Origin of the sequence: Methylobacterium sp. C1 (genome assembly GCF_001854385.1) — a bacterium.
Classification (GTDB): domain Bacteria; phylum Pseudomonadota; class Alphaproteobacteria; order Rhizobiales; family Beijerinckiaceae; genus Methylobacterium; species Methylobacterium radiotolerans.
Map to the genome: position 1 here is coordinate 3422106 of NZ_CP017640.1, position 13564 is coordinate 3435669.

General features: G+C 69.6%; 9 protein-coding genes. 3 read left to right on the forward strand and 6 right to left on the reverse strand.

Features of this window, described 5'->3' with window-relative positions:
• Positions 1-99: 99 nt before the first annotated feature.
• Positions 100-1992 carry a TRAP transporter large permease subunit gene (locus BKE41_RS15960; RefSeq protein WP_012319957.1) on the forward strand — a complete coding sequence of 631 codons (1893 nt, stop codon included), beginning with the start codon at positions 100-102 and terminating at the stop codon, positions 1990-1992.
• Between the two features lie 478 nt (positions 1993-2470).
• Here BKE41_RS15960 and BKE41_RS15965 read toward each other — a convergent pair whose 3' ends face one another.
• From BKE41_RS15965 to BKE41_RS15985, 5 genes are all read right to left on the reverse strand, one after another.
• The gene (locus BKE41_RS15965) at positions 2471-4108 is read right to left on the reverse strand and encodes an acyl-CoA synthetase (RefSeq protein WP_070999811.1); all 1638 of its coding nucleotides are present in this window, start codon (positions 4106-4108) and stop codon (positions 2471-2473) included.
• Positions 4108-5142: a TRAP transporter substrate-binding protein gene (locus BKE41_RS15970; protein ID WP_012319960.1), complete on the reverse strand. Its 1035-nt coding sequence runs from the start codon at positions 5140-5142 to the stop codon at positions 4108-4110. Before BKE41_RS15970 ends, BKE41_RS15965 begins: the two co-directional genes overlap by 1 nt.
• Before the next feature lie 244 nt (positions 5143-5386).
• Positions 5387-5899, reverse strand: coding sequence for an ureidoglycolate lyase (locus BKE41_RS15975; protein ID WP_070999812.1), 513 nt, complete (start codon positions 5897-5899; stop codon positions 5387-5389).
• The gene (locus BKE41_RS15980; protein ID WP_070999813.1) at positions 5896-6735 is read right to left on the reverse strand and encodes a bifunctional allantoicase/(S)-ureidoglycine aminohydrolase; all 840 of its coding nucleotides are present in this window, start codon (positions 6733-6735) and stop codon (positions 5896-5898) included. Before BKE41_RS15980 ends, BKE41_RS15975 begins: the two co-directional genes overlap by 4 nt.
• A 52-nt stretch (positions 6736-6787) precedes the next feature.
• Complete coding sequence (locus BKE41_RS15985; RefSeq protein WP_053622422.1) at positions 6788-8098, reverse strand: dicarboxylate/amino acid:cation symporter; 1311 nt, start codon at positions 8096-8098, stop codon at positions 6788-6790.
• Positions 8099-8305: 207 nt separating this feature from the next.
• Between BKE41_RS15985 and BKE41_RS15990 the strand changes: the two genes are divergently transcribed.
• Positions 8306-9187: a LysR family transcriptional regulator gene (locus BKE41_RS15990; RefSeq protein WP_012319964.1), complete on the forward strand. Its 882-nt coding sequence runs from the start codon at positions 8306-8308 to the stop codon at positions 9185-9187.
• Between the two features lie 195 nt (positions 9188-9382).
• The gene (locus tag BKE41_RS15995; RefSeq protein WP_070999814.1) at positions 9383-11197 is read left to right on the forward strand and encodes a thioesterase family protein; all 1815 of its coding nucleotides are present in this window, start codon (positions 9383-9385) and stop codon (positions 11195-11197) included.
• A gap of 7 nt (positions 11198-11204) precedes the next feature.
• Here the strand turns inward: BKE41_RS15995 and BKE41_RS16000 are convergent, their stop codons facing one another.
• Positions 11205-13538, reverse strand: a complete 2334-nt coding sequence (locus BKE41_RS16000; RefSeq protein ID WP_070999815.1) for an EAL domain-containing protein — start codon at positions 13536-13538, stop codon at positions 11205-11207.
• Positions 13539-13564: the final 26 nt, after the last annotated feature.

The following is a 13564-nucleotide window of genomic DNA, read 5'->3' on the forward strand; positions in this document are numbered from 1 at the left end:
CGAAGGCGCGCCGAGACGCACCACGAGAAACACGCGAAGACGCATGTGGGCCGATCCCGCCGCCAGCGGCGTCGGGAGCGGCTCCGACGGAGGGGCGCCATGCAGATCGATGTTGCGGCCGTCGAGTCGACGGCTGGGATTGGGTTGTCGGGACCGCCACTGCGCGCCCGGGGCTGGCTGCGCCGGCTGGATGCCGGGCTCGGCTACCTCGTGGAGATCCCGGCGGCGCTGCTCGTCCTGGCCGAGATCGCGGTGCTGCTCGGCGGTGTCGTCAGCCGTTACGTGTTCCGTGACCCCATCATCTGGTCGGACGAACTCGCCTCGATCCTGTTCCTGTGGCTCGCCATGCTGGGCGCCGTGGTCGCCTTCCGGCGCGCCGAGCACATGCGCATGACCGCCTTCGTGGCCATGAGCGGCCCGCGTCTGCGCGCCTTCCTGGAGACCGTTGCTCTGGTCGCCGGCCTGATCTTCGTGGCCCTGCTGCTGGAGCCGGCCTTCGAGTTCGCCAGCGAGGAGACCTTCGTCCAGACGCCGGCTCTGGAGCTCAACAACGCCTGGCGCGCCGCCGCCCTGCCGATCGGCCTCGGCCTCATGCTGATCGTGGCCCTCATCCGCCTCCTCGAGACCGCCGACTGGAAGCTGACCGCGGGGGCGCTGGTCCTCGGCGGCGGCGTTGCCGCGGGCCTGCTGGCGCTGCAGCCGTGGCTCGCCAACCTCGGCAATCTCAACCTGCTGCTGTTCTTCGTCGTCGGCGTCGGCGCGCTGGTCTTCTCCGGTGTGCCGATCGCCTTCGCGTTCGGCCTCTCGACCTTCGCCTACATCGCGCTCACCACCGACGCGCCCTCCATGGTGGTGGTCGGCCGCATGGACGAGGGCATGAGCCACCTCATCCTGCTCGCTGTGCCGCTCTTCGTGTTCCTCGGCCTGCTGATCGAGATGACCGGCATGGCCCGCGCCATGGTCGGGTTCCTGGCCTCGTTGCTGGGCCACGTGCGCGGCGGCCTGCACTACGTTCTGGTCGGGGCGATGTACCTCGTCTCGGGCATCTCCGGCTCGAAGGCCGCCGACATGGCGGCCGTGGCGCCGGTGCTGTTCCCCGAGATGAAGGCCCGGGGCGCCAAGGAGGGCGATCTCGTCGCTCTGCTCGCCACCACCGGTGCGCAAACCGAAACAATCCCGCCCTCGATCGTGCTGATCACGATCGGCTCGGTCACCGGCGTCTCGATCACCGCCCTGTTCACCGGCGGCCTGCTCCCGGGCCTCGTTCTGGCCGCGACGCTGTGCGCGCTGGTCTGGTGGCGCTACCGCCGCGAGGACCTGAGCCACGTGGCCCGTCCGTCGGGCCGCGTCATCGGCCGCGCCTTCCTGGTCGCGATCCCGGCGCTCGCCCTGCCCTTCGTGATCCGCTTCGCTGTCGTCGAGGGAATCGCCACCGCCACCGAGGTCTCGACCATCGGCATCGTCTACGCGGCTCTGGCAGGTCTGCTGATCTACCGCCAGTTCGAGTGGCGGCGGCTCTACCCGATGCTGGTGACCACAGCGACCCTGTCCGGCGCGATCCTCCTGATCATCGGCGCGGCCACCGGGATGGCGTGGGCGCTGACGCAGTCGGGCTTCTCTCAGACGCTCGCCGAGGTAATGAAGAGCCTGCCGGGCGGCGCGCTCGGCTTCCTGTTCGTCTCGGCCTTCGCCTTCATCATCCTGGGCTCGGTGCTGGAGGGCATCCCGGCGATCGTGCTGTTCGGGCCGCTCCTGTTCCCGATCGCGCGGGCGGTCGGCGTCCACGAGGTCCACTACGCGATGGTGGTGATCCTCGCGATGGGAATCGGCCTGTTCGCCCCGCCCTTCGGCGTCGGCTACTACGCGGCCTGCGCCATCAGCCGGATCCATCCCGATGCCGGGATGCGCCCGATCGTCGGCTACATCGTGGCCCTGCTGATCGGCCTCCTCGTCATCATCCTTGTCCCCTGGTTCTCGATCGGCTTCCTCTGACGACCGCGACCAAGGCGTAGGCGCCGAGCGCGGTCAGATCATGCCGGCGCCGCCGGTGCGAATGATCCGCTCGCGCTGCTCGGCGTAGCGTTCGGCCGCGGCGCGTCGCACTGCATCCTCGAGACGGCTGACGAGGTTCGCGAGCACTGTCATCGGATTCGGATCCCGCTCAGGGCCGGGCGGGGCGCCCGGATTGCTGCAATGCAATATGCGCGGGCCGTGGGGACATGTCAGGGGCTCCGCATCTCCGAGCTGTCATGCAGCGGGATCATGATGCGCGCGGAGCGAAGCGGACCGGGCCGTTCGCCTCGGACGTATGTCTGCCGTCGGTCGGTGCAGTGCGGCGGCGACGCGCGCTCGGATCCTCGTACCGAGTCGGTGCCGGCTTGGACACAGCCGGCCTCGCGAGGGGATCAGATCCGTTCGGCGGCGCGAGGACAGAGGGCGCCGCATCGACCGGGCGGGATCGCCGAGTGCCTCATCGGCTCTGTCGGACCGTCCGCCCGTCGAGAGGCAGGTCGCCCCGCTCTTCCAGTCCCTCGCGGATCGCGCGCTTCGTCACCTTGCCGTAGCCGGACTTCGGCAGGGAGTCCCAGAAGTACACGCGCCGCGGCAGCTTGTAGCGGGCGACGTCGGCCGACAGCCACGCGATCAGCTCGCCCTCCTCCACCGCGGTTCCGGGACGCGCGACGCAGACCGCGACGCCGACCTCGCCCCAGGCGGGATCCGGCACGCCGAGGATCGCGGCCTCGGTGATTGCCGGATGGGTCAGGAGCTTCTCCTCGATCTCGCGCGGATACACGTTCGAGCCGCCGGAGATGTACATGTCCGAGGCGCGGCCGGTGATGAACAGGAAGCCTTCCGCGTCCAGGTGGCCGAGATCGCCGGTCCGGAACCAACCGTCGCGGAAGGCCGCCGCGTTGGCCTCCGGATTGTCGTAGTAGCCCGCGAACACGGCTGGGCCGCAGACGCAGATCTCCCCGGTGGCGCCGGGCGAACATTCGCGGCCCTCCGTGTCCTGGATCTGGACCTGCATGCCGGTGCGCTCGAACCCGCAGGTGCCGACCTTCACGTCCGGCCCGTCCTCGGCCGCGTGCAGGCGAGGCGGCAGCACCGTGATGTTGCCGGTCACCTCGCCCAGGCCAAAGTACTGCACCAGCACCGGGCCGAGCACCCGCAGCGCGTGCTGCTGGTCCGCCCGGTACATCGGCGCGCCCGCGTAGATGACGTGGCGCAGGCTCGAATGATCGTGCGCCGCCACGGCCGGATGCTCGGTCAGAAGCTTCACGATGGTCGGCACGGTGAAGAGGTTCGTGACGCGCCACGCCTCGACGAGCGCCCAGACCTCCGCGGGGTCCAGCCGCTCGCCGGCGGTCAGCACTGTCTTGGTGCCGGCCGCGACCTGCGCGAGCTGGTGGATGCCGGCCCCATGCGACAGCGGCGCGACGACCAGGGACGCGTCGGCCTCCGTCGTGCCCGGCATCAGGTCGCAGAGGTGGTTGGTGATGACGAAGGCCATCTGGCCGTGTGTCAGGACCGCCGCCTTCGGGCGGCCCGTCGTCCCCGAGGTGAAGAAGAACCAGCACGGATCGTCGTGCTCGACATCGGCGACGGGGGCGGCCGCGCCCCGATGGTCGGCGACGAGCGTGTCGTAATCGGCTCCGAAGGTTGCGCCCCCGATCTCGACGACGCGGTCCAGGTCGGGGCAGGCCTCGCGCACGGCGGCGGCGTGGTCCGGAAACCCCGCGCCGCAGATCAGCGTGGAGGCGCCGCTGGCGCGCGCCAGATAGGCGATCTCCGCGGGTGTCTGCCGGAAATTGGCCGGCACCCAGACCGCCCCCAGCCGGAAGCAGACGAACATCGACTCGAAGAGCTGGTTGCTGTTGCGCGCCTGGACCAGCACGCGGTCACCCTTGGTCACGCCGCGGGCGGCGAGCGCCGCCGCCATCGCGTCGACACGGGCGTCGAGCTCGGCCCAGGTCCAGTGCCGCGCACCCCAGGCGAGCCCTATCGCGTCCGGAAACCGGCGCGCGGCCCTCCGCAGGAAATGGGCGAGATTCATCACCCGCCGGGAGCACGGCGCGACCCCGCCGCGCGGCGCCCCCGCGGCGACCATCAGGTGAGCTTCCCGCAGGCCTTCTCGAGCAGCGACCAGCCCTCCTCGCCGTACCGGCCCTTCCACTCGGCGTAGAACCCGGCCTTCCGCAGCTTGTCGCGGAAGGGCTCAGGGTCGGGCTTGTTGAAGACCATGCCGTTCTTCGAGAGTTCCGCCTGCAGGTTGGCGTTGAGCTGGGCGACATCGGCCCGCTCCTTCATCCCGGCGGCGTTGATGTGGCGGGCGACCGTCTCGCGCAGGTCCGGCGGGAGGCGCTCCCAGGCGCGGCGGTTCGCCAGGAACCAGTACCCATCCCACATGTGGTTCGTGAGCGAGCAGTACTTCTGCACCTCGTAGAACTTCGTCGTGGAGATGACCGCGAGCGGGTTCTCCTGGCCTTCGACGATCTTGGTCTGCAGGGCCGAGTAGGTCTCGTTCAGGTTGATCGAGGCGGGTGCCGCGTCGAAGGCCTTGAACATCGAGGTCCAGAGCGGCGAGACCGGGACGCGGATCCGGAAGCCCTTGAAGTCGTCGGGCGTGGCGATCGGCCGGGTGGACGAGGTGGTCTGCCGGTAGCCGTTGTCCCAGATCTTCTCCATGGCGACGAGGCCGGCCTTGGCGATCTGCTGGCGGACCCAGGCGCCGAGCTCGCCGTCCATGGCCGGCCAGACGGCATCGTAGCTCGGGAAGGCGTAGCCGATGCCGTTGATCGACGCGTTGGGCACCAGGGTCGAGAGGATCAGGGGCGACATCGTGAAGAATTCGACGCTGCCCGAGCGCAGCTGGCTCAGCGTGTCGGTGTCGGAGCCGAGCTGACTCGTCGGGAAGATCTTGAGGTCGAACCGGCCGCCGGTCTCAGTGCGGAGCGCCTCCGCCATCTCGCGGGCGCGGATGTTCATCGGGTGCGTGTCGGGCAGGTTGTTGGCGTATTTGTAGGTGAACTCTGCCTTCTGCGCCCGCGCCACGTGCGGGGCCGCCAGCGTGCCGGCGACGAGGGCCGTCGAGCCGGTCACCAGGAATCGGCGGCGGGACAGGGGCGTGCGGTCCAGTGACATGGCGGCCTTTCCGGTGCGGGCCTGCCGGCCCGGCGTTTCCTCGGGTCCGCGTTGGTGCGGACTCTCTGGTTGCGGCCTCGATAGCCGCTGACCGGTGCCAGTCAACGGACTTTCGCAGCCTCGCCCCCGGGAATGATTGCATCCGGGTGCCCCCTGACACGCTCTGCACCGCGCGTGGCGGTCCCGCACGCGCGTGACCGAGGTCGCGCGGCGACGGCGCGGATGGCGCGATCCGCGCCGGCCTTCAGTCCTGGCCGGGCAGATGCACCGTCCAGGGCTCGGCGAAGGTGTGTTCCTCGAGGTTCGCGCCCGGGCCGCCGCGGTCGACCACGACGAAGTCCTGCGGCTGGCCGTAGGGCGTCAGCACGCCGTGCCACGTGTTGCGCGCGTAGCAGATCCCCTGCCCCGGCGCCGTCACGAAGGCGCGCGGCGGCCCGGGACGCCCGCTCGCGTCCGGGCAGACCACCACCAGGAACGGCGCCGCGCTCAGTGGCAGGAATGCCTGCGCGCCCAGCGGATGCCGTTCAACGAGGTCGAGCCGCAGCGGCATCGGGTAGGGCTGCGCCTCCACGAGCCCGATCACCACGCGCGAGCCCTCGCCGACGACCTCGACCGCCGCCATGTCGTGGAAGCGGCGCGCCATCCCGCCGTTCATCGGCCGCGGCGCCACCGCGGCCGCGTCGATCACCGTGCCGAATGGCGCGAACGCCTCGGCCGTGAGCGGCCGGGCGACGAGCGTGCGGGGGTCCGCGCTCACCGGCCGAGCCCGCGCGGCGCCAGCGCCGGGTGCCGGTTGACGTCCTTGTACAGCAGGTACCGGAACGGGCCCGGGCCACCCGCGTAGCAGGCCTGCGGGCAGAAGGCGCGCAGCCACATGAAGTCGCCCGCCTCGACCTCGACCCAGTCGCGGTTCAGCCGGTAGACCGCCTTGCCCTCCAGCACGAACAGCCCGTGCTCCATGACGTGGGTCTCCTCGAACGGGATCGAGGCGCCCGGGCGCAGGCTGACGATGTTGACGTGCATGTCGTGGCGCAGGTCGTCGGAGGCGACGAAGCGCGTGGTCGCCCAGGCACCGTCGGTGCCGACCATGCCGGCCGGCTCGACCGCCGACTCGTGCGTGACGAAGGAGCTCGGCGCGTCCAGGCCGGCGGCGGGCTGGTAGGCCTTGCGGACCCAGTGGAAGCGCACGGGTTCGTGGCCGTCGTTGCGCAGGGCCCAGGCGGCGCCGGGGGCGAGGTAGGCGTAGCTGCCCGGCCGCAGGGGGTGGCGCGCACCGTCCAGTGTGAGGTTGGCCGTGCCGGCGACCACGAACAGGACGCCCTGCGCCTGCGGCTCCGGCTCGGGGGCCTGGCTGCCGCCGCCGGGGGCGACCTCCATGAGGTACTGGGCGAAGGTCTCGGCGAAGCCCGAGAGCGGCCGGGCCAAGATCCAGGCCTGGGCATCGTCCCAGCCCGGCAGGCGGCTGGTGACGATGTCGCTCATCACGCCGTGGGGGATCACCGCGTAGGCCTCGGTGAACACCGCCCGGCCCGTCATCAGCCGCGTCTGGCCGGGCAGGCCTCCGCAGGGGGGATTGTAGGCTCCAGCGCTCATGGTCGGTCTCCGCGATTCGACTTCAAGCTGTAAACGTCGGGCCGGGGATCGGTCACGCGGTGTGCGGCTCCGCGACCGGTGCGTCGAGGATCTCCGCCGTGTCGGTGGTGTCCTCGCCGTTCAGGACGCGGTTGGCCTGCGCCCGGTCGATGTCGCCTTCCCAGGCGGCGATGACGACGGTCGCCACGCAATTGCCGATCAGGTTCCCGAGCGCGCGGGCGATGCCGACGAACCAGTCGACCGACAGGACGAGGACCAGCCCGATCACCGGGATCTCGGGAACCGCCGAGAGCGTCGCGGCGAGGACGACGATCGCCGAGCCTGGCACGCCGTGGGCGCCCTTCGAGGTCAGGAGCGCGATGCCGAGGATCAGCATCAGGTGGCCGAACGACAGGTCGGTGTTGGTCGCCTGGGCGATGAACACCGTGGCGAGGGTCAGGTAAAGGGAGAAGGCATCGAGGTTGAAAGAGTAGCCGGTCGGGATCACGAGGCCGACGGTCGATTCCTTGATGCCGAGCCGCTCCATCTTGCGCATGACCTGCGGGAGCACGCAGTCGGAGGAGGCGGTTCCGGCCACGACGGTCAGTTCCTCGCGCAGGTAGACGAGCAGCTTGAACAGGCTGAAGCCGGCGAGCCGCATGATGCTGCCGAGCACCAGGACCACGAAGAGCGCCACCCCCGCGTAGAACAGCACCACCAGCATGCTGAGCTGCTTGAGGGAGCCGACGCCGTATTTGCCGACCGTGAAGGCGACCGCGCCGAGCACGCCGAGCGGCGCCAGCCGCACGATGAAGCCGATGATCCGGAACAGGACCTCGGTGATGCGCTCCAGGCTGTCGGCCAGGGGCTTGCCGCGCTCGCCGAGGAGCGAGAGGCCGGAGCCGAACAGGAGCGCGAGGAGGAGGACCTGGAGGATGTCGCCCTTGGCGAAGGCGTCGACGAAGGTCGTCGGCACCAGCTTCATCAGGAAGTCGACGGTGCCCGTCACCTGACCGACCCGGTCGGTGTAGCTGGCGAGCGACTTGGCATCCAGCGTCGCCAGATCGACGTTCATCCCGTGACCGGGCGCGACGACGTAGGCGAGGACGAGGCCCAGCGTGAGCGCGATGGTCGTCACCACCTCGAAATAGATCAGGGATTTGAGGCCGACGCGGCCGACTTTCCGAAGGTCGCCCGCACCGACGATGCCGTGCACGACGACGCCGAAGACCAGCGGCGCGACAACCATCTTGATGAGCTTGATGAAGACGTCGCCCAGCGGCTTCAGGGTGACGGCAAAGTCGGGCCAGAGCCGGCCGACGAGGATGCCGATCATCAGGGCGGCGACAACCTGCCCGAACAGCGACCCGAACAAGCGCTTCAACGCAACCTCCCTGGAACGGCTAGCCCGGACCCGGCCGCGAACGCCCCGCCTCTCGTGGGCGGGTTCGATCGACGCGATCGCGGCGCGCGGCGGCCTGAGGCGGCGCAGTGCCGGGCCGGCCTTCCCGGCGGCAAAATCGTGCCGGACGATCTAGACGTCAAATATCTATTTCGTTTAGATTGAAACTTTGAGAGTTCTAATGACGCGATGGAACTGCGCCATCTCCGCTACTTCGTCGCCGTCGCCAAGCACCTGAGCTTCACCGCCGCGGCGGAGAGCCTCGGCGTCGCGCAGCCGCCGCTCAGCCAGCAGATCCGCGATCTGGAGGACGAGATCGGGACGGCCCTCTTCGAGCGGACGACCCGGCGCGTGGCGCTGACACGGGCCGGTCAGGACTTTCACATGCAGGCCATCAACCTGTTGGAGCGGGCCGCCGAGGCCGTCGAGCGGGCTCGGGCCATCGGCGCGGGCACCGCCGGCATCATCAATGTCGGGTTGACGGGCTCGATGCTGGCCGGGCCGCTCGGTCACGCGATCCGCAGCTTCGCGCAGGCCTACCCGGCCGTGGATCTGCGGATCCACGAGATGTCGCCGGACCGTCAGATCGCGATGCTGAAGGCCGGCCAGACCGACGTGAGCTTCCTGCGGGCCCCACCGCAGGATGCCGATCTGGTCCGAGTCCGCGCGTGGAGCGAGACCGTGAAGGCCGTCCTGCCGAACGGGCACCGCCTCGCGCGGGGCAGGCTGCGGCTCGCTGACCTGCGCGACGAGCGGTTCGTGTTCCTGCGCATGTCCGACTCGCTGTTCGCCAAATACCTCTGGGATTGCTGCGTCGAGGCCGGGTTCGTCCCCACCATCACCCATCAGGCCGTCGAGGCCGCCTCGCTGACGAGCCTCGTCGCGTCCGGCCTGGGCATCGCCATCATCCCGGAATACGTCGCCCGGCTGGCGCACGCCGGCGTGGTCTACAGGCCGCTGGACGGGCCCCGCATCCGCGCCGACGTCTTCGCGCTGTGGACCCCTGCGAAAGCCGCTCTGGTCGGCAACTTCGTCGATCTGGTCCGCGACAGTCAGAAGACCGCCGACTAGGCGGAGCACCGGACCCTACGACACAGGCCGAGAGCCGCGGGAATACGGGCTCCTCGGAGCGCCCACCGCAGGCCAGAAGCCCGATGTTTTTCCGTTAATGGATATCTTATATCCGCCTTCTTTTTTGGCCGCCATATTCCCGAAACGAATCTGATACGCTATTGCTGCTCTAGGTTCGGAGCGCTTGCAGCCACAATGCCTTCCCAGTTCATCCGCTCCGCGGCCTGGGCGCCCACGATTGCTTTGTCGTGGTTCTGGGGGCTCGGGTTCTTCTACGCGATCCATGTGACGCTCACCTACGGCTGGCTCGGGTTTCTTGCCTTCGCGCTGCCGAACGCGACGGGGCTCGGCCTGTTCGGCTGGGTCCTCGGCGCGCCCCGCCGGAACCTCGACACGATCGTGGCCGCCGTTCAGGGGCCGTACGCCCTGCTGTTCATGGGGGCACAGTTCTTCGCCGTCGCGATCACGATCTTCGGATTCGCCGCCTACGCGTGGATCCCGCTGTTCGGCCACGAGGCCGCCGTCGGCGTGGTCGCGCTGGTCCTCGTCGCCTGCTCGATCGGCCACGCGGTCCCGCTGCGCGGCATCCGGGTCATCCACGGCGGGGCGCTGGTTGTGGGGCTCGCGGCGGGCGCGGTCCTGCTCGGAGGGCTGCCCGGGGACGGGAGCGGCTGGGAGGTCCCGCTCCAGGCCTTCGACGAGCGCTTCTACGGGCTCGTCATCCCCTCGCTCGTCGGCTTCCTGCTCGGGCCCTGGATGGACATCCAGCAGTGGCAGCGCGCCGTGGAGATCCGGCGGTCGGGCGGATCGGTGCGCGCGGCCTACGTCACCGGCGCGCTCCTGTTCCTCGGCCTCCTGACGATCAACGCGCTGCTCGCCGCGCGGGCGGGACTCGGCACGCCGATCATCTCGTCGGACGGTGTTCCGGGAGCCTACGCGGCCGTGGCGCAGGCGATCGGTCGCGACCCCGCGGCCGGCGCTGTTGCGGCCTTCGTCATCTGGACGGCGATCGCCGCCGCGACCACGATCGACAGTTTCTACACCGCCACGCGCTGGCTCGGGACATCGATCACGGCGCGCAGCAACTCGCCGCTCCTCGCTTTCGTGCCGGCGGGACTCGTGGCGTCGCCGGTCTGGATCCTCGGTGCCGCGCTCGCCACCGCGGCGGCGGCGATCTGGGCGAACCTCTCGCTCCTCTACCTGATGATGCCCTTCGCCACGCTCCTCGTCGGGGCGGCGGCGTGTCTCGTATGCGAGACGCTCGGCGCGACGCGCCGGTACGACTCGGTCCTCACGTCCATGATCGGAGCGACGGCGTGCCTGATCTTCGCGACGGGCTACCTGGCGCCGAGTTGGGCGCTGCTCGCCATCGCGCCGCTGATCGGCCTGATCGGCGCCCTCCCGATGATCGCGGAGATCCTCGGCTGGCGCGCGGCGCCGCCGGTCGCTGAGCTGATCCCGGCGGCGGAGCGAACGCCGCGGGCGGCGCCGGTACCCGTCGCGGTGGACCAGACGGATGCCGTGGCGTCACACGGGTTCGACGGCCACTGGTTCGTCCTGCGCCTGATCCCGACCTACGACGACACCAATTCGGTCGGGAACGTCTATTTCGCCAACTACGTCCGCTGGGTCGGCAAGGCGCGCGAGCTGTTCTTCAACATCTGCATGCCGAATTTCGACCTGAAATCGACGGACTTCTACATCCTGACAAAGTCCTTCCATCACGATTTTCGCCGAGAGGCGATGGAGTTCGAGCCTGTCACGGTCCGGATCTCGATCGCGAGCCACAACCGGAAATTCGTGACCCTGGCGCACGAGATCCACAGCGAGGTCAACGGGCTGCTCGGGCGGGGTGAACAGTCGCTGATGTTCGTGGACACCGTCCACTATCGGCCCCTCGATATCCCGCGGACCATCATCGAGGGCTTCCTGCCGTACTGGCCGAAGACGTCTCCGCACGCCGTCGCGGGTGGGGGCGGCCCGACCGAGGTCGCGCCCCTCGGCGTCTGAGGCCGACTCACGCCGCCCGGACCGCCGCCGGGAGGAGCTGACGGCTGCGCGCCAGCGCCGCGGCCTGCTCGGCCGGCAGCGGCTTGCTGAACAGGTAGCCCTGGAATTCGTGGCAGCCCTGCTCCAGCAGGCAGGCGCGCTGCGCGTCCGTCTCCACGCCCTCGGCGGTGATGGTCATGTCGAGGCTCGTCGCCATGTCGATGATCGCGCTCACGATCGCCGCCGCGCCGCGCTCCTGCGGCAGGTCCCGGACGAAGCTCTGGTCGATCTTGATCTTGTCGAAGGCGATCCGGCGCAGGTAGCTCAAGCTCGAATAGCCGGTTCCGAAATCGTCGAGCGACAGCCGCACGCCCATCTCGCGCAGCTTCGAGAGCGTGGCGTTGATCGCCGGCGTGGCCTCCAGGAACACCGACTCGGTCACCTCGAGCTCCAGGCGCGCGGCGGCCAGCCCGCTCGTGCGCAGGGCGGACCGGACGAGCTGGGTCAGGTCCGAGTGGCGGAACTGCCGCGGGGACAGGTTGACGGCGATGCGGACATCCCCCGGCCAGCCGGCCGCGATCCGGCATGCCTCCCGCAGGATCCACTCGCCCAGCGGTATGATCACCCCGGTCTCCTCGGCGAGGGGGATGAACTCGCCGGGCGAGACGAAGCCGCGCACCGGGTGCTTCCACCGGATCAGCGCCTCGAAGCCGCGCACGCGGCACTCCTTGGCCGCCACGATCGGCTGGAAGTAGAGGACGAACTCGTCCCGATCGAGGGCGCCCCGCAGATCGGCCGTCAGGGCGCGGCGGGCCTCGATCCGCTCGTCCATCTCGGCCTCGTAGAAGCGGTAGCCGTTCCGGCCCTCGCTCTTCATGCGGTAGAGCGCGAGATCGGCGCGCCGCATGATCTCCTGGCAACCGTCCTGCGGAGCGATCGCGATCCCGATGCTGACGCTGACGGTCAGCCGGATGCCGTCGATGGTGAACGGCGACGCGAGCGCCTCCACGATGCCGTTGGCGAGCGCCTCGATCGCGTGCAGGTCCCGGGCGCTCCGGCCGGTGGCGAGGACCGCGAACTCGTCGCCCGCGAGGCGGGCGAGCTGGACATCGGAGGCCTCGAAGCTCCGGAGCCGCTCGGCGACCGACTTCAGGAGCTTGTCGCCGGCCGCGTGGCCGAACGTGTCGTTGACGCTCTTGAACTCGTCGAGGTCGAGGGCCAGCACGGCGAACCGATCGCCCTGCGCGAGCCGTTCCCGCGCCGCTTCCTGGAGCTGGTGGAACAGGACCCGGTTGGGCAGATCCGTCAGGGAATCGTGCAGGGCGAGATAGGACAGGCGCTCCTCGGAGCGCCGCTTCTCCGTCACGTCCGAGCCGACGCCGCGGTAACCCGAGAAGGCGCCGGCCCGGTCGAAGGTCGGCTTCCCGCTGAGGCACCAGGTCCGCCGCTCGCCGGCGATATCGAGCTGCAGGTGCAGGTTCCGGAAGGCCCGCCGCTCGGCGATGCAGCTCCAGAGGGTGGTGCTCGAGTGGCTCCTGGGCGGCGCCACCGGCGGCAGCAGCAGCCGCTCCAGCGGCAGGCCCATCAGCTGGCGCTCGGAGGAGCCGGCGACCTCGATCAGGCGCGGCGAGACGTGCTGGAGGCGCAGGTCGGCATCGGTCTCCCAGAGCCAGTCGCTGGCGCTCTCCTCGAACTCGTTGAGCAGGAGGTGGGTGAACTCCTGCTGCCGTTCCAGCTCGATCTGCGCGATGACCCGCATCGTCAGGAGCCGGCTCAGATGCAGGATCGTGAAGCAGATGAAGATCGCGTAGAAGAACAGCAGGACCGCGACGTAGATGTAGAAGGCCTCCCCGGTCGTCCCGAGGGCGATGAACGAGCCGAGGATGATCAGGCCGGAATAGCCGATGGCGACCCGCGGCAGCACCGCCGCGCTCATGCCGGTCGCGATCAGGCCCGCGATGCTGGAGGCGATCAGCAGCCGCCCGTGCGCGTCGGCGCCGGAGAAGAGCATGACCGGGATGGAGGCCAGGAGAAACCCGTAGGCCTGCGCGGCCAGCACGACGCCCTGCACGAACGACGACGGCACCTGGAGCGGCTTGGGACGGGAGCGCCAGCGCCAGCACTGCTGGAGCGAGACCACCGCCAGCGGCAGGATGAGCGTTTCGAGACCGGCGAGATAGGCGCGATTGGCCGGGTTCCAGAACAGGTAGACGATGACCTGTACGACGCTGAGACTCACAAGAATCGTGAAGGGTACCAAGCGCAGCGCGACGTCCAGCTGCTCGACGCGGGCGCGCGCGCGAAGGTTCGCGTCGAGTGGATCCGCCTTGCGATCGGTATCGATCAGGAAAGAAATCAACATCTCGCGCGACGCAAACGCCTTCTGAA